The 16,816-nt window shown below is 34.0% G+C and carries 18 protein-coding genes; 6 read left to right on the top strand and 12 right to left on the bottom strand.

Annotated elements, in window-relative coordinates:
* Nucleotides 1-16: 16 nt before the first annotated feature.
* From ACSV4D_RS05505 to ACSV4D_RS05490, 4 genes are all read right to left on the bottom strand, one after another.
* A complete protein-coding gene (locus tag ACSV4D_RS05505) occupies nt 17-2,419 on the bottom strand; it encodes a YfbK domain-containing protein (protein WP_439227444.1) in 2,403 nt (800 codons plus the stop codon).
* A 2-nt stretch (nt 2,420-2,421) separates the two neighbouring features.
* A complete protein-coding gene (locus tag ACSV4D_RS05500; protein ID WP_439227480.1) occupies nt 2,422-2,922 on the bottom strand; it encodes an RNA polymerase sigma factor in 501 nt (166 codons plus the stop codon).
* A 199-nt stretch (nt 2,923-3,121) separates the two neighbouring features.
* Complete coding sequence (locus ACSV4D_RS05495) at nt 3,122-3,616, bottom strand: hypothetical protein (protein WP_439227443.1); 495 nt, start codon at nt 3,614-3,616, stop codon at nt 3,122-3,124.
* Nucleotides 3,617-3,628: 12 nt separating this feature from the next.
* Complete coding sequence (locus ACSV4D_RS05490; RefSeq protein WP_439227442.1) at nt 3,629-4,345, bottom strand: 3-ketoacyl-ACP reductase; 717 nt, start codon at nt 4,343-4,345, stop codon at nt 3,629-3,631.
* Nucleotides 4,346-4,545: 200 nt separating this feature from the next.
* Here ACSV4D_RS05490 and ACSV4D_RS05485 point away from each other — a divergent pair, with 200 nt between their 5' ends.
* Complete coding sequence (locus tag ACSV4D_RS05485) at nt 4,546-5,418, top strand: L,D-transpeptidase (protein WP_439227441.1); 873 nt, start codon at nt 4,546-4,548, stop codon at nt 5,416-5,418.
* A gap of 12 nt (nt 5,419-5,430) precedes the next feature.
* Here the strand turns inward: ACSV4D_RS05485 and ACSV4D_RS05480 are convergent, their stop codons facing one another.
* Complete coding sequence (locus ACSV4D_RS05480; RefSeq protein ID WP_439227440.1) at nt 5,431-6,267, bottom strand: DUF6929 family protein; 837 nt, start codon at nt 6,265-6,267, stop codon at nt 5,431-5,433.
* Between the two features lie 177 nt (nt 6,268-6,444).
* On the opposite strand from ACSV4D_RS05480, the gene ACSV4D_RS05475 reads away from it, so the two are divergent.
* A complete protein-coding gene (locus ACSV4D_RS05475) occupies nt 6,445-7,323 on the top strand; it encodes a PPK2 family polyphosphate kinase (RefSeq protein ID WP_439227439.1) in 879 nt (292 codons plus the stop codon).
* 61 nt (nt 7,324-7,384) lie between these two features.
* Here ACSV4D_RS05475 and ACSV4D_RS05470 read toward each other — a convergent pair whose 3' ends face one another.
* Nucleotides 7,385-7,927: a hypothetical protein gene (locus tag ACSV4D_RS05470; protein ID WP_439227438.1), complete on the bottom strand. Its 543-nt coding sequence runs from the start codon at nt 7,925-7,927 to the stop codon at nt 7,385-7,387.
* A 256-nt stretch (nt 7,928-8,183) separates the two neighbouring features.
* Here ACSV4D_RS05470 and ACSV4D_RS05465 point away from each other — a divergent pair, with 256 nt between their 5' ends.
* Both ACSV4D_RS05465 and ACSV4D_RS05460 read left to right on the top strand, forming a co-directional pair.
* Entirely contained in the window at nt 8,184-9,560 is a 1,377-nt protein-coding gene (locus ACSV4D_RS05465; protein ID WP_439227437.1) for an MATE family efflux transporter, read from the top strand.
* 71 nt (nt 9,561-9,631) lie between these two features.
* The gene (locus ACSV4D_RS05460; protein ID WP_073240840.1) at nt 9,632-9,862 is read left to right on the top strand and encodes a hypothetical protein; all 231 of its coding nucleotides are present in this window, start codon (nt 9,632-9,634) and stop codon (nt 9,860-9,862) included.
* Here ACSV4D_RS05460 and meaB read toward each other — a convergent pair.
* On the bottom strand, nt 9,859-10,938 hold the full coding sequence (gene meaB / locus ACSV4D_RS05455) for a methylmalonyl Co-A mutase-associated GTPase MeaB (protein WP_439227436.1): 1,080 nt from the start codon (nt 10,936-10,938) through the stop codon (nt 9,859-9,861). The two genes, ACSV4D_RS05460 and meaB, sit on opposite strands and share 4 nt — an antisense overlap.
* Before the next feature lie 140 nt (nt 10,939-11,078).
* Here meaB and ACSV4D_RS05450 point away from each other — a divergent pair, with 140 nt between their 5' ends.
* Nucleotides 11,079-11,990: an AEC family transporter gene (locus ACSV4D_RS05450; RefSeq protein ID WP_439227435.1), complete on the top strand. Its 912-nt coding sequence runs from the start codon at nt 11,079-11,081 to the stop codon at nt 11,988-11,990.
* Between the two features lie 98 nt (nt 11,991-12,088).
* A complete protein-coding gene (locus ACSV4D_RS05445) occupies nt 12,089-12,727 on the top strand; it encodes a peroxiredoxin (RefSeq protein ID WP_408081261.1) in 639 nt (212 codons plus the stop codon).
* 223 nt (nt 12,728-12,950) lie between these two features.
* Here ACSV4D_RS05445 and ACSV4D_RS05440 read toward each other — a convergent pair whose 3' ends face one another.
* The 5 genes from ACSV4D_RS05440 to ACSV4D_RS05420 all read right to left on the bottom strand — a co-directional run bounded on the left by ACSV4D_RS05440 (nt 12,951) and on the right by ACSV4D_RS05420 (nt 16,689).
* Complete coding sequence (locus tag ACSV4D_RS05440; protein WP_439227434.1) at nt 12,951-13,394, bottom strand: response regulator; 444 nt, start codon at nt 13,392-13,394, stop codon at nt 12,951-12,953.
* A gap of 71 nt (nt 13,395-13,465) precedes the next feature.
* The gene (locus ACSV4D_RS05435) at nt 13,466-14,050 is read right to left on the bottom strand and encodes a helix-turn-helix domain-containing protein (protein ID WP_439227433.1); all 585 of its coding nucleotides are present in this window, start codon (nt 14,048-14,050) and stop codon (nt 13,466-13,468) included.
* A 157-nt stretch (nt 14,051-14,207) separates the two neighbouring features.
* Entirely contained in the window at nt 14,208-14,789 is a 582-nt protein-coding gene (nudK, locus tag ACSV4D_RS05430; protein WP_439227432.1) for a GDP-mannose pyrophosphatase NudK, read from the bottom strand.
* Nucleotides 14,790-14,851: 62 nt separating this feature from the next.
* Entirely contained in the window at nt 14,852-16,123 is a 1,272-nt protein-coding gene (locus tag ACSV4D_RS05425) for an adenylosuccinate synthase (protein WP_408081265.1), read from the bottom strand.
* Between the two features lie 65 nt (nt 16,124-16,188).
* Nucleotides 16,189-16,689, bottom strand: coding sequence for a Fur family transcriptional regulator (locus tag ACSV4D_RS05420; RefSeq protein WP_439227431.1), 501 nt, complete (start codon nt 16,687-16,689; stop codon nt 16,189-16,191).
* Between the last annotated feature and the right edge of the window lie 127 nt (nt 16,690-16,816).

The raw sequence follows: 16,816 nt of genomic DNA, 5'->3' as shown, positions 1-16,816 counted from the left end.
ATGGTTTTCTTTTTTATTATTTTACAGTTTCTGTTAATCGGATAAATTCCGATTTGTAACCGTCTTCATCATTAGACAATCCTTCTTTTGCCAGTTTTTTTATTTCGTCTGTAGATTTATTGGGAACCAAATCTGAGTCTCTTAACTTTAATCCGAACCAGGCTACGGCAGCACTGAATTTAAAATCATCAGAAGCATTTTTTAATGGAACGGATTTGTTCTCAATTACTTTCACCATTTCGATACTCTTATCTCCATCCGGTTTTTTATAGCGGAATTTTATAGTTGCCAGTTCATTACTGTAATTGTCAGTTTTATTGCTTTTAGTGTATTTTAAATCGGCTGTGGTATAATCACTTTCAATACCTGTTGGAATAATTTCATACAAAGCCGTTACTGTGTGTCCGCTTCCTAATTCTCCGGCATCGATGGCGTCATTTTTAAAGTCTTCCGGACGGAGTTTACGATTTTCGTAACCAATTAATCGATACGCTTGCACATGTTTCGGGTTGAATTCAATCTGGATTTTTACATCTTTGGCGATGGCAAACATCGAACCTTTGTATTCTTTTCCCAAAAATCGATTGGCTTCCTGAATGTTATCGATATACGCATAGTTTCCATTGCCTTTGTTGGCCAGAATTTCCATTTTACTGTCTTTGTAATTCCCCATTCCGTAGCCCAGACAAGTCAGGTAAATACCTGATTTTCGTTTTTCTTCGATCAAACTTTGCATGTCGGTATTAGAGGAGCTGCCCAAATTAAAATCGCCGTCGGTAGCCAGAACAACGCGATTATTTCCTCCTTTAATAAAGTTTTCCATTGCAGTTCTGTATGCCAATTCTATTCCTGCTCCACCGGCAGTGCTCCCACCAGCGTTAAGATTGTCTAATGCACTGATGATGGTTTGTTTTTTATCTCCTGATGTGGGAGGCAGTACCATTCCTGCTGCACCGGCATAAACCACCATGGCCACTTTATCTTCTTTTCTTAGTTCGTTTACTAAAATTTTCATCGATTGTTTGAGTAAGGGTAATTTGTTGGCATCGCTCATAGAACCCGAAACATCAATCAGGAAAACCAAATTGGATGCAGGTAAATTTTCCGTTGGGATATTTTTTCCCTGTAATCCTATTTTTAGCAATTGGTGTTTTGGATTCCAGGGACAATTACTGTATTCTGTATTAATCGAAAACGGATGCTGGTCTTGTGGTTGTGGGTATTTGTATTTGAAAAAGTTTAGCATTTCCTCAATTCTTACAGCGTCTTTAGGTACCGTTTGTCCATTGTTTAAAAAACGACGAATGTTAGTATATGAGGCATTATCCACATCGATTGAAAAAGTAGAAAGCGGAGCATTTTTAGGTGTTTCAAATTGGTTTTCGACAAAGTTTTCGTATTCTTCCTGAGAAACTGCTATCGATTTTGGCGGCAAAATTCTTAAGGTTGCTTTTTTCTGTTTATCCAGTTTTTTTAGTTTTTGCTCTAATTGTTTTTTGGAAAGATTTTGAAATATTCCGTTTTTAGTAGTGATTAGAATCACTCCGTTTGCACCGCGATTTCCATAAATAGCTGTTGAAGAAGCATCTTTCAATACATCAATTGTTGCAATATCATTAGGTTTTATTGCTGATATATCAGTATTCATGGGAACTCCATCAACAATATATAAAGGTTCATTTCCAGATGCAATTGAACCTCCGCCTCGAATCATAATGTTTAGATTGGAACCAGCGGTACCTTGACTTGTATTAGCTGATATTTTATGTTCTGCAACTCTTCCCTGAAGTGTTTCAATAATATTTTCAGATTTTTGTTTTTTTCCTTTAGTTGCAGCAATACTTGTAACTGAACCTGTGAGCTCTTTTCTTTTTTGTGTACCATAGCCTACAACAATGACTTCATTTAAAGCCACGCTTTTTGCTTGCATTGATGCAATTCCATTTCCATTAGTGCTGGTATTTATTTTTGAAATTGTATCTGCTTCAGTCAAAGCAACTGGGTTTTCCATTTGTTTTTTTAGGATGACTTCCGCATTGGATTTGATGTTTTTTGAAAATTTATCGGTTGGTTTTGACTCCGTTTTTTCCTGAATTACTACATTGTTTTCTTTTGTGTCCTTTGGAGAAGTAATTTTTGGATTAGTTTTTCCTTTGATTACAATTGGATTTTCTTTGGTGTTTTTTGGAGTAATTTGATTTCGGTCTGTTTTTAAAAATTGATATCCCAAAGAAATAAACAATAGAAGTGAAGCAGCAATGGCTAACTTTTTCCAAAGTACAATTACTTTTTTATCTTCTTTTTTGTCTAGTTTTTCTTCTACACGAGACCATACTTTTTCGAATGCAGCAAAGTCTTTTTCCTCATTTTTTTGAGCCGCATTTTTTATTTTTTCGAATATTTTATCTTGATTGTCCATGACTATTTTGCTTTTTGGTAATACAAATTGTTTACTAATTCTTTCAGTTTTGTTTTCGAAGCATTCAATTGTGATTTGGATGTGCCTTCGGAAATATGAAGCATGGCCGCAATTTCTTTGTGCGCATAGCCTTCAATAACGAAAAGATTAAAAATAGTTTTACAGCCTTCAGGAAGCTGATCCAGTAAATGGAGTAAATCTTCCTCTTCAAGTTCTGTTACTTCATCAGTAAAAGGCTGTGAGAGCATACTCACATCATCAAGATATAAATTGAAATTGGTTTTCTTTTTGATGGTTGCCAGACAATGGTTGACAGTAATTTTTCGGGACCAGGATTCAAAAGCACCCCATTCTTTAAGCTGATCGAGTTTAGTAAAAATAGTATAGAAAGCATCGGCCAGTGCTTCTTCTATTTCTTCTTCTTTCTTTAGGTAGCGCTTGCAAGTGCGATACAGTTTTGGAGCCATAAGCTCATACACTTGACGCTGGGCATCACGGTGCATTTTTTTGCAGTCAGAAATTAAGTTTTCGTTTATCACAATTGTTGTCTTTCTACTAAAGAGGATTAAAAAGAGAAAAAGGTTGGGAGCGAAGTTCGATTTTTTTTAAAAATAAATAAAAACCATTAAAAATCAATGCAATAAAAAATATTCTATTGATTTTTAATGGTTTCAGTTTGGATGTAATCTTTAATTTATTTGTCTAAATTAATAGTTTTAAAGAATTGATATAATCGGTATCAAATTCAATTACTCTTATTTTTTCGGGATTAAAACTTAACTCACCGCCAAATTCACCTCTGATGTCTAGAAAATCAATCGTAAGTTCTTCATTGTTGAGTGCTATTAATTTTCCTAAATAGGCAGATTTAGCTGATTTTTTTGCAATTTGGAAAACACCATATTTCTTATCAAGATAATGGATAATGGTCTCTAAATCTCTAATTGGGATAATGTCCTCAGCGTTTGTTTTTACTCCTTTTAGCCGAATCACTTTTTCAGTAAATTCAAGTTGTTCATCTCTGTGAATGTTAGCTATATTCCTGTTCCTCAGAATAACAAATCCATCTACTATAAAGTCTACAGGATTGTTTCTTAATAAAATCCAATCGTCAGAATAGTCAATAAGAAATCCGGTATAGAGTTCTTTTTTGTCTTCAAATTCGATTTCGATTAATTGTCTTAAATATTGTTCCATTTCAATATATAATTAAGGGTTTGTTGACCAGATGCTGCTGTTTTTTATAAACACGCGACGGTTGAGTTTTAACTGTGCTACAATTAATTCGGCCATATCTTCGGATTGCATTACTTTCTCAGGATTCCCGTCTGTCAGATTTAAATCTTTGGCCATGTCAGTAGCCACGGTACTTGGTGTTAAAGCGGATACACGAATATTATGTTTACGCATTTCTTGCATCAACGAGTCGGTTAATCCAAGCACAGCAAATTTAGAAGCACTGTAAGCACTTGTAAGTGCATTTCCTGCTAATCCCGCAGTGGATGAAATATTGATGATATCACCCGTTTGTCTTTCTATCATGTTAGGAACAACAGCACGGGTTACATAATAAATTCCCATTACATTCACCTGAATAATGCGTTCCCATTCGGTAGGTTCTAAATCTAAAAATTTACCAAAAGCAGCAATACCGGCATTGTTGATAAGAATATCAATAGTTTCAAATTCGGTTAAGGCTTTTTCCACGGCTGTATTTACAGAATCCATATTGGAAACATCTGCAGTTAGAGCCAGGGCTTTTACACCAAAAGTCTGTACTTGCTGTGCCACAGCATCAATTTCTGATTGGGTGCGGGCTACCAATATCAGATTTACGCCTTCTTTTGCCAGAGCAATTGCAATTGCTTTTCCTATTCCTTTTCCCGCTCCTGTAATCAGTGCGTTTTTATTTTTTAAATCGTTCATTTCTGTTTTATTTACGTTTGTTTAACAAATTTAAAGGTTTCATTGTTTTTTAATCGTATTAAAAAGTTAAAAAAGACAGTCTTTAAATATGATAAGATTTTCTGAAAATTCCGTAACAAAAAGTGACATAAAAAGTATGAATTTTACAATCTTGAGTTTTATGAAATAATAAGCATAACTTAATAATTTAATATCAAAATATGAAGAAGATACTCTTACTCTGTACCGGGCTGGCTGCCCTTTTATTTGTTGCCTGCAAACAGGAAAATGAAAAACCAGCTATAGAAAACGAAAAAACGATTATAGGAACCATAGAAAGTCCGGTGCGTCATGAACCTACGGAAAAAGTGGCTTACCAGATGGTAAATACAAAAGAATGGTTAGCAAAAAATAAAACAGACGAAGCTTACTTAAAATTGGTATATGCGGCCAACAGAACCGATGCCGCTAATTTAAAAAAAATGGATTCTGTTATTGTTCCCAAAGACAAAAGTGGCGATATCGAGTTTTATTTACCGTTTCCGCTGGAAGTAAAGGTCTTACAAGACATACATAAAATCATTTTATTTTCATATCCTACTCAAACTTTTGTCGCTTATGATAAGGGGCGTTTAGTGTATACGGGACCTACAAATATGGGAAGAGAAAAAGATCCTACTCCCACAGGTCTTTTCTTTACAAATTGGAAAGCCGAAGAAACTACCAGTACCTTTAATGATGAATGGATTTTAAAATGGAATTTTAATATCGAAAATAAATTAGGAGTAGGATTTCATCAGTATACCCTACCGGGTTATCCGGCTTCACATTCCTGTTTAAGGTTACAGGAAAAAGATGCACGTTATCTGTATGACTGGGCTGACGAATGGGTACTTGAAGACAATGAAACCGTAAAGGTAAAAGGAACACCTGTAATTGTTTTTGGATCTTATGATTTTAAAGCACCAAAGCCATGGTTAAAACTGCTGGATGATCCAAAAGCTCTTAATATTTCTGAAGAAGAAATAGCCAGAGTGGTGAAACCTTTTAAAGATAGTATTATGATTGAACAAAAAAAGAGAGCTGATTTATAATAAGAAAAAAAATTATTTTAGAGGAACTGTTAATTCGTAAATAGTACTTTCTAATACATCAGAATCTTTATCTTCACACAGCAAAAACTGAATCTGATGCTCCGTTTTTGAATATACCGTTAGCCCTTCAAATTTATTTGTGGGGCTAATTTTTTTTGTAAAATCAATTTTCATCGTTTCCAGATTAATGCGTCCAATGATGCTTCCTAATACTTCTCCGTCGTGATACGTGGATTTTGAATTTTCGGCTGTGGCCAAAAAATAAATGGCATTATCTGTTAATACAGCATCAGTAAAACTGGTACGTACTCCTTTTATCTTTGGTAATTTATAGTCGTTTGCCATAAGGCTGAATTCCTGATCGAGCTTTTTAGCATGAACACTAAGAAGGGTGTTTTTATTTGCAATTCCGTTACCACGATTTAAAAAATACCAGTTTTCACCATCGTGCATGATGCCTTCAATATTAAAATCTTCCGGTTTTATAGAGGCAAAATTTTGCATTACTTCGTACAGATTACTTAAATCATTGGTAGCAATTTTCTTTTTTTGTGCCAAATCAAATTCGACCATTTTGTTTCTGTTGGTAGTGGAACCTGAGCCAAATATATAAAGTGTATCCTGAAAAGCAGTCATAGCTTCAAAATCAGGTTTGTCTTTTTTAGGAATGTTCTCAGCAGGATCGGTTGTAAGGGCATGACGTTGTAAATCCTGAGAATTCATGTGATATTCGTATAAATAACTGCTGTTGTCGCTAATAAGATAAAGAGAGTTGTCTTTATAAATTAATCCTGAAGCAGCACCTATGCCGATGATGTGAAACAATATTTCGAGTGTAAATTTTTCCATATGTTAATTTAAAAACAGATTGAATAGCCCGGGTAGCAGCGGTATCCTTTAGCTCCTTTCTTTATGGAGCTAAAGATATAGTGAATAACCGGAAACAGCTTCTGATAAAGCTATTTAAAGGCTAAAATTATAGTATTTATTGCTTATATTTGAGAATATAATGATAAAATAGTACCTATGAAAGCCATAAATCCCGATGATTTTAAAGTAACAAGAGAAATTGATTTGTCTAAAATCCCGACTAATTTATTTAACGAAGCAAGTGATGATGTTAAAGAAGCTAAATTAGATGAGGTTCAGGCTAAACTGAGTGTTTTGCAGGATGTCATGTATGCGCATAACCGTTACGGGGTTTTAATTTGTCTTCAGGGTATGGATACTTCCGGGAAAGACAGTTTAATCAGGGAAGTTTTTAAAGAGTTTAATCCGCGTGGTGTGGTGGTGCATAGTTTTAAAACACCTAATTCTACTGAACTTGAACACGATTATTTATGGAGGCATTATCTGGCTTTGCCTGAAAAGGGAAAATTTGCCGTGTTTAACAGAACGCATTATGAGAATGTTTTAGTTACCAGAGTGCATCCTGAATATATCATGAATGAGAATTTACCCGGAATAGAAAGTGTAGATGATATTACTCCTGAGTTCTGGGAAAACAGAATGCAGCAGATTAGGAATTTTGAAGAACATCTGACTCAAAACGGAACTATTGTCTTAAAGTTTTATATGCATTTAAGCAAAGAAGAACAACGTAAAAGGCTGTTAAGACGCTTAGAAAAAGAAGAACATCACTGGAAATTTTCGCCCGGTGATTTAAAAGAAAGAGACCGCTGGCAAGATTATATGAAATATTATCAGGAAGCTATTAATAAAACCAGTACTGAAAAAGCACCCTGGTATGTAATTCCTGCTGATGATAAAGAAATGTCTCGTTATATTGTGGCAAAAATTATTTGGGAAGAAATGCAGAAATATACCGATATAAAAGAACCACAACTGGATGATAAGATTAAAATGAATTTTGCCATGTATAAAGAGCAACTGACAAAAGAATAAAAAAAACACCTGATAGCCATTTAAGTGATCAGGTGTTTTTTGTTAGTTATCTTTTAAATTTTTATAATTTAAAACCATAAGCCAGTCTAATTGCTACCTGACCAAAACCCTGTCCCGGAGTTCCATCGTTATTGATTGTTTTGAAATCAGAATAATGCTCGTAACGTGCAGAAATATCGATGTATTTAGTCGCATATCCAATTCCAGGAGCTAATAATAAAGAGGTTTGATTGTAATTATTCGCTACCGAAAAAGCAGCTCCGGCTTCTCCTGTTAGATAAAACTGGTCGTTCCAGATAAAGGCTTTTAAACCTGCTTTTACAGGAATAAAACCTAAGTCTTTTCCATCACTTTCGCTCACAAAGATGTGATTGTAACCAGTAGTTAAAGTGATTGAATACCTTTTAGTTAAATCATATTGCAGGCGGACATCACCTCCTACAGCAGCTTTATAAGGATCTTCGGTGGCATAACCACCACTTAATCCAAAACCTAATCGGAAACCCTGATCGTATTTTGATGTTTCCTGAGCTTTTGCGCCATTAAATGTAAATAATGCCAGTGTAAATAAAATGGCAGCTGTAAATTTTTTTGTTGTTTTCATGATTCGAGGGGGTTTAATTATTTTTTCAATTTTATTTAAAACTACCCGTAATCAGGGCGGTTATAGAGCTTATAAACGAGAGTTGACTTTAAATGTTGTGCTGTTTTTTGCTTTTTTATATTTATAAAACGGGAACAATTGACTATCAATTAGCTAACGAATTTTTTTAACAGCATTTTTTTGTTGTATAAATATTGGGATTACACCTTGCAGTCGATTTACTTCTGCTTACCTTTGTCGCCTTAAAAAAATCAAAGTGACTCTAGCTACTTATACCAAAGAATTCTCCTATAATTTACATTTGGCTTATCCTATCATTTTAGGGATGATTGGGCATACTGTTGTTGGGATTGTAGATAATATTATGGTAGGGAAATTAGGACCGGCTGAACTGGCGGCAGTTTCATTAGCCAACAGCTTTGTTTTTATAGCCATGTCATTAGGAATAGGTTTTTCGACCGCTATTACACCTCTGGCTGCCGAGGCCGATGGAGAACAGAACATTGAAAAAGGCAGAAGCGTGTTTCATCATGGTTTGTATTTATGTACTTTCTTAGGTTTTTTTCTTTTTGTACTGGTATTTTTTGCTAAACAATGGATTGTTTTTATGGGACAACCTGCTAATGTAGTAGAACTTTCTCAGCCTTATCTTGATATTGTAGCATTTTCTTTAGTACCATTGATAGTTTTTCAGGGGTACAAACAATTTGCAGATGGGATGAGTGAAACCAAATATTCCATGTGGGCAACTATTTTAGGGAATGTGGTGAATGTGGTTTTGAATTACATTTTCATTTACGGAGTCTGGATTTTTCCTGAATTAGGCATTGTGGGGGCCGCTATTGGAACTATTGTTTCCCGTTTTGTAATGTTGGGATATATGCATTACAAGATGAAAAAAAACGTTAAGTTTTATCCTTTTTTTGAGGGGTTTTCGTTTAAAAATATTCAGCGCGAAATTAATCTGAAAATCATTAGGTTAGGTGCTCCTTCCTCGATGCAAATGTTTTTTGAAGTAGGTTTATTTACTGCCGCAGTCTGGCTTTCCGGCCGTTTAGGAATAGCGTATCAGGCAGCTAATCAGATTGCGTTGAGTCTGGCTTCATTTACTTTTATGTTTGCGATGGGATTGAGCGTTGCTGCTACTATAAGAGTAGGGAATCAAAAAGGTTTAGGTGATTATAAAAAAATGAAAATTGTCGCTTTTTCTATCTTTTTACTAGCAGTTTTATTAGAAATTTTCTTTGCACTGTTTTTTGTTTTATTTCATAAACAAATGCCGGTTTTATTTGTAGATATGAATAATACTGCTGATTTTGCAGCCAATACTGAAGTAATAACCATAGCTGCTCAATTACTGCTAATTGCAGCTGTTTTCCAAATTTCAGATGGGATTCAGGCGGTAGTTTTAGGTGCTTTGCGAGGTTTGCAGGATGCTAAAGTTCCAATGTATATAACTTTTGTAGCATACTGGGTTGTGGGATTTCCGGTTTCCATCTATCTGGGGTTTTATACCGGTTTAAAAGCAGTTGGAATCTGGATTGGACTTTTGGCAGGATTAACTATGGCAGCTTTATTTTTGTATATTCGCTTTATCAGATTAACGAAACGCTTAATCTTCGAGCAACATTAGAAACACAAAATTATTGTCGTTTTTAAAATAAAAAAAAAGACAACTCAAAAAATAATCAAATTAATTACAGCATGGAATTACCTAAATTTTTACTTGGCGACAACACTGATTTTCCAGATGACATTTTTATCATTCATTTAGATTATCCCAGATTTATTATTAATCTGAAAGATGATGAAGTAGAATTTATGGAAGAAGCTGAAGATCTTGATGAAGCTGAATTAAATGCCGAAATGGAAGGCTTAATAGAGCAGGCCAATGCTTTTTATGACAGGGAAATGGAGCGTTACGAACAAGATTAGTCTTTAGAATTAAAATAAGTTTCAATTAATAAACGGGCGGCTGCAAAAGGTGAGGATTCATTATTTTGCACCGCTTTTTTAGTTTTTTCTAAGAGGTTTTGAATTTCAGTATTTCCATAAAAATCTTGTTTTAGTTGCTCATTAATGGTTTCTACTAGCCAGAATTCATTTTGTTCCGCTCTTTTGGTATCAAAATAAGCGTTACTTTTTGTGAGTTCAATATAGTCTGTAATTATCTGCTGTATTTCTGTTATGCCCTGATTGTTTTTAGCACTACAACTTGATACAACAGGAATCCATCCTGATTTTTTAGGAGGGAAAAAATGCAGAGCACGACTCAGTTCGGCTTTTGCTTGTTCGGTTTTGGCGATGTTGTCACCATCTGATTTGTTAATTACAATTGCATCTGCAATTTCGATAACTCCTCTTTTTATACCTTGTAATTCGTCACCGGCTCCTGCAATTTGTAACAATAAGAAAAAATCGACCATGCTGTGAACGGCAATCTCGTTTTGTCCCACACCTACAGTTTCAATTATAATAATATCAAAACCTGCTGCTTCACAGAGTATGATAGTTTCTCTTGTTTTTCGAGCCACTCCGCCCAGTGTGTCGCCTGACGCTGACGGTCTGATATACGTATTAGGATCTTTGGATAATTCGTCCATTCGGGTTTTATCGCCCAGAATACTCCCGTGGGAAATACTGCTGGTTGGGTCAATTGTTAAAACGGCTGTTTTTTTACCCAGACTGCTTAGGTGTTTACCAAAAGCTTCGATGAATGTACTTTTTCCTGCTCCGGGAACACCTGTAATGCCTATTCGGACAGATTGGTTCGCATAAGGGAGGCAGGCATTAATAATTGAATTAGCTTTAGCAAAATGATTTTTATTATTGCTTTCGATTATAGTAATAGCTCTGCTCAGTGCACTAATTTCTCCTGATAAAATCCCGGAAATAAGTACTTCGATACTGGGTTGGGAATTGCGTGCCTGTTGAATTTTTTTCAACACAGCAGCATTAAAAATTTCAGGATTGTCCTGATTGTCTTTTGGATTGAGCTTATCTTTTTTCAAAATACAGAATGCTTTTTGTAAAAATAATACATTCAGACTAAACTTTGCTGTCTGTTGTTAATACAATGAATCTTACTCGAGATGTTATATTCTACATATGTTTATGATACTAGCAAATTAGTAAATATCTTTGCAGCATTATGATTAATATTATTCTGATTTTTGTCTATTTACTGGCAGGTGTTGCGCTTCAGCGTGTTAAATGGTTTCCCTCTGATAGTTATAAGCTGATCAATAAATTTGTTGTTTACTGCTGTCTTCCGGCTTTAGCGCTGTATTATATCCCAAAAGTTCGCTGGGATAATGAATTGCTTTATCTCATTGGTGTTACCTGGATTGGATTTACAATAGCTTTCTTTTTATTTCGTTTTTTAGGAAAAAAATACGGCTGGTCTAAAAAATTAACAGGTTGTCTGATTATAACTGCAGGTTTGGGAAACACTTCCTTTTTGGGATATCCTATAGTAAATGCCCTGTATGGTTCCGAAGGATTAAAAATGGCTATTTTGGTCGATCAGCCGGGAACATTTGTAGTGCTTTCTACGATTGCCGTAGTGGTGGCAACATTGTATTCTAAAGAAGCAGCAAGCGGAGTTAAAATTGCTCAGAAAGTTTTGCTGTTTCCTCCTTTTATCTGCTTTTTAGTGGCTGTTTTTGCTAATGTTCTGGATTTAGATTTTCATGATTATCTCCAGTTGGCTTTTCAGAAATTAGGAAGTCTGCTCACACCATTAGCCATGATTTCTGTTGGGTTGCAATTGCATTTTGACAGCCGGAGCAAGCATTGGAAATTTCTGTGGATTGGATTAGCATATAAGTTGTTAATTACACCAGCCATACTTTTTTTACTTTATGTTGTTATCCTGAAACAAAGTTCCTTAATGATTCAGGTAGCTATTATCGAAGCCGCCATGGCACCCATGATTATGGCGAGTATTCTGGCTACTTCTTATGGTTTAAAACCACGATTGAGCAGTATGATGATTGGTTTTGGGATTCCTGTTTCGTTTGTCACACTGGCTTTTTGGTATTTCATTTTACATTACATTTAAAAAAGATTCGGACTCTCTTTAACAAATATTTAAATGCAATCCATCGGCTATCGCTATTTTTTTGATTAACTTTATTCGAATTTAAAAACAGATATACAATGGCAACAATACGTTTAGGAGATACAGCTCCGGATTTTACAGCAGAAACTACTCAGGGAACCATACATTTTCACGAATGGCTGGGCGATTCATGGGGTGTTTTATTTTCTCATCCTTCTGATTTTACACCCGTTTGTACTACTGAATTAGGAACAGTAGCAAATTATTTTCCTGAATTTCAAAAAAGAAATACTAAGGTTATTGCATTGAGTGTGGATGGATTAGAGTCGCATGTAAACTGGATTAAAGACATTGAGGAAACTCAAAATACTACCTTACAGTATCCTATCATAGCCGATGAAAATAAAGAAATAGCTAATTTGTATGATATGATTCATCCAAATGCTAATGATACTTTTACTGTTCGCTCTGTATTTGTAATCGGAGCAGATAAAAAGATTAAATTAATTTTGACTTATCCGGCTTCAACAGGAAGAAACTTTGACGAAATTTTACGCGTTATCGACAGTTTGCAATTAACTGCTAATTACAGTGTGGCCACTCCGGCAAACTGGAAAGACGGTCAGGATGTTGTAATATCTCCATCAATTAAAGATGAAGATATCCCCGCGAAATTCCCAAAAGGCTTCAACAGAATAAAATATTATTTAAGAATGACTCCGCAGCCTAATAAATAATTTTACATTTTTATTGCATAAAAAAGGAGAATACAATTTTATTTGTGTTCTCCTTTTCTTTTGCATGACCTTATTAAAAAAAATAGTAAAAAATATTTTTTCAATAAGGCCGGTCTGTACGCTGTATCTTTTATGTATTAAAGAAATACATAAAAGGATGCCGCTTCCATCCCTCATGCGGGTTAGTGGCAATTTGATAATTTGGTGTAAAAGGTTTAATATTTTATTTAATTAACAAAAAATTTTCTATATCAACCTTATGATTATTCCAGTTTATTTTAATCACGTTTTGAATCATCTTCATCAAATCATTGAAATTATAAGGTTTGACAGCATAAAAGTTTGCACCAAGATTAAGACTTAATTCAATATCTGATTTATCAGAACTGGTAGAATAAATAACTACCGGAAAGTGTTTAATAGCGGGTTCATTACGTATTTCTTCCAAAATCTGAAACCCGGATTTTTTTGGCATATTTAAGTCTAAAAATACGACTCCGTTTTCAGGTTTTTGCTCTTTAATATTAGTAACAAGATTGTCACCGTTTTTATGGATATAAAGCTGGACGAGTAAGTTGCAAGTATTACTAACGCTTTCTACCGCATCATTAAAAAACATTAAATCATCCTCGTCGTCGTCAGCATAAAAGATACTTATTTTACTCATATTTTTTTATAATTTTAATAGGTAAAGGTATCTTATAAAAATTCACTTTTTTCCTTATAATTTTATAAATTTTATTGGTTTTTCTTTTTTAAGTCTTCATTTAACTCCTGAATAGCTTTTCTTCTTTTCTCTTTTAAGTTTTTAAAATGAGTAGGACTATAGCCTGTAACTTTTTTAAATTGAGTTGAAAATGCCGAAAGACTGCTAAAATTAAGTTTGCTGGCTATTTCTGAAAAATTGTATTCTTCGAATAAAATCATTTCTTTCGCTTTCTCCATTTTTAATAAGTTGGTATAATGAATAATTGTAGATGAAGTTACTTCAGAAAAAGCATTTGACAAATAATTGTAATCCAAATCCAGTTTTTCAGTTAAAAAATCAGATAGATTAACTTTTACCGGTTTGTCAATATTGATGTATTCCTGACAATAGTTTTTGATTTTTTCTATTAAAACTCCACCCTTGCTTTCAATAATTTCCAGGCCTACTTTATTTATAATAGCATTCAGTTTTTTCTTTTTCTCGGTAGTAATTTCTTCTTTGATAACAGCTTCCCCAAGTTCTATTTTTACAGGATTTAAGTTTAATTCTTCTAGTGCTTCTTTGACTACCACCTTGCAGCTTTCGCAGGCCATGTTTTTAATATAAATTTTCATCAGGATGATTTAACTAAATAGTTTCTGGATTTTTTGTAAATATATACTTTTTCCAAATAAAAAAAATCAGCTATTCTACGTTAAAATACTAAATGTAATTACTTATTTGTATGGTGTTTTTTAGGATGTTGATTTACAAATGTATATGATAATTGGTTTAAAATCCCAGATTAATTTTAGCATATTGCAGTAACATAATAGTTTTTGCGTCTTGTATTTCTCCTGTTGCTATTTTATCGTAAGCTTCCTCAAAAGACATTTCAATAACTTCAATATTTTCCTGTTCATGCTCTAATCCGCCACCTTCGCTTACTTTCATAGAGGCATCATATTCGCCAATAAATAAATATAAAATTTCAGTTATAGCGCCAGGAGACATGTAGGTTTCCATGATTTTTTCGACTTTAGAAATGCGGTAGCCCGTTTCTTCTTCCGTTTCCCGTATGATGCATTGTTCAGGCTCATCCTCATCTAATAATCCGGCACAAACTTCAATCATCATTCCGTTTTTATTTCCATTTAAGTAGGTGGGTAAACGAAACTGACGTGTTAAAATAATAGTCTTATTTGCAGTATTGTAGAGTAATATAGCAGCTCCGTTGCCCCGGTCATACACTTCTCGTTGTTGTGTAATGACACTATTATCCGGTTTTTTATAATCAAAAGTTACTTTGTTTAAAATGTACCAGTTGTCAGATAATAATTTGGTTTCTTTGATGCTTATTTTTGGGTCGTTCATTTGTTATTTGCGATTTGATTTAATGTATAAAAAAACGCCCCGAATTTCAGGGCGTTAATTTTTTATTTTAGGATAGTTTGTTTTCTGTCCGGACCAACAGAAACAATTTTAATAGGAACTTCAAGTTCTTTTTCAATAAACTCAATATATTCTTTTAATTCAACTGGTAATTCCTCATAAGTAGTCATTCCTGTTAAATCTTGTTTCCATCCTTTGAATTCTTTGTAAACAGGAGAAACATTTTCTTCTTCTACATTGTAAGGGAAATGAGCAATGTTTTTTCCTTTGTAATTGTATTCTGTACATACTTTCAGAGTATCAAAACCGGAAAGTACGTCACCTTTCATCATCATTAATTGTGTAACTCCGTTAACCTGAACAGCATATTTCAAAGCTACTAAGTCTAACCATCCGCAACGTCTTGCTCTTCCTGTAACGGAACCAAATTCGTTACCTACTTTAGCCATTGTCGCACCTGTTTCGTCAAAAAGTTCTGTTGGAAAAGGACCGCTACCTACACGAGTGGTGTATGCTTTAAAAATTCCGTACACTTCTTTAATTTTATTAGGAGCAATTCCTAAACCTGTACAGGCTCCGGCTGCTGTAGTATTAGAAGAAGTCACAAAAGGATAAGTCCCGAAATCAACATCTAATAAAGAACCCTGAGCTCCTTCACATAAAATAGATTTACCTGCTTTTTGAGCCTGATACATGTATTCTTCACTATCTATGAAATCTAATTTTTTAATTTCTTCGATAGATTCAAAAAATTCTGCTTCTAATTCCGGTAAATTATATTCTAATTCTACACCATAAAAAGCAATCATAGCTTCATGTTTGTCAGCAAGAGCACGGTATCTTTCTTTAAAATCTTCTAATTCAATGTCTCCTACACGTAAACCATTTCTGCCGGTTTTATCCATGTAAGTTGGTCCGATTCCTTTAAGAGTAGAACCAATTTTAGCTTTTCCTTTAGAAGCTTCAGAGGCTGCGTCTAATAAACGGTGGGTAGGTAAAATTAAATGTGCTTTTCTGGAAATGATTAATTTCTTTTTGATATCAATGTTAAATTTTGCTAATCCTTCAATTTCTTTCTGAAATACAACAGGATCAATTACAACACCGTTTCCAATAATATTTACCGCTGATTTATGGAAAATTCCGGAAGGAATGGTTCTCAATACATGTTTTATTCCGTCAAATTCTAAAGTGTGTCCGGCATTAGGACCTCCCTGAAAACGAGCAATAATATCATAATTTGAGGTAAGAACGTCAACAATTTTTCCTTTTCCTTCATCTCCCCATTGTAATCCTAGTAATAAATCTACGGTCATTTTTAATTTATTTATTTTCGTTAATTCGTTTTGGCGGTAATAGTGAGTTACTGCCTTTTTTAAAACTAAATGTTTTCGTTATTAGTATTTTCTTCTTGTTCCTCTGTTGTTTTAGCTGTCTTTTTTATTCCATAAAAATACAGGGAATGATTGATGATTTCCACATCAAAAATTTCTTCAATGGTTTTTTTTATGGTCTGTATTCTTGGATCACAAAACTCAATTACCTCACCAGAATCGGTCATGATAATATGATCATGTTGTTTGTCGAAGTAAGATTTTTCATAATGAGCCTGGTTTTGTCCAAATTGATGTTTACGAACCAGACCACAGTCTAAAAGTAATTCTATAGTATTATACAGCGTTGCTCTGCTCACACGATAGTTTTTATTTTTCATTTTGATATAGAGGTTTTCAATATCAAAATGTTCTTCACTTTCATAGATTTCCTGAAGTATGGAGTAACGTTCAGGCGTTTTTCTATGCCCGTTTTTTTCAAGATACATTGTAAAAACATTTTTTACAATTTCCTGATTTTTGTTGTTATTTGTGGAAATGAGTGTCATATTCGGCAAAGATAAATTTTTATTTTAATAGTTTTCAAGTTTAAGTACTTATAAGAGAATAATTTTGTTTTTTTATAAAGTTAAACAATAATTTTGTATTCTCCTTAAGTCTGAAAAGCTTTTCAAA

The sequence above is a fragment of the Flavobacterium sp. ARAG 55.4 genome, assembly GCF_051846875.1.
Taxonomy (GTDB): Bacteria; Bacteroidota; Bacteroidia; order Flavobacteriales; family Flavobacteriaceae; genus Flavobacterium; species Flavobacterium plantiphilum.
The sequence above is the reverse complement of the archived record's forward strand: the minus strand, read 5'-3'. Positions and strand labels throughout refer to the sequence as shown.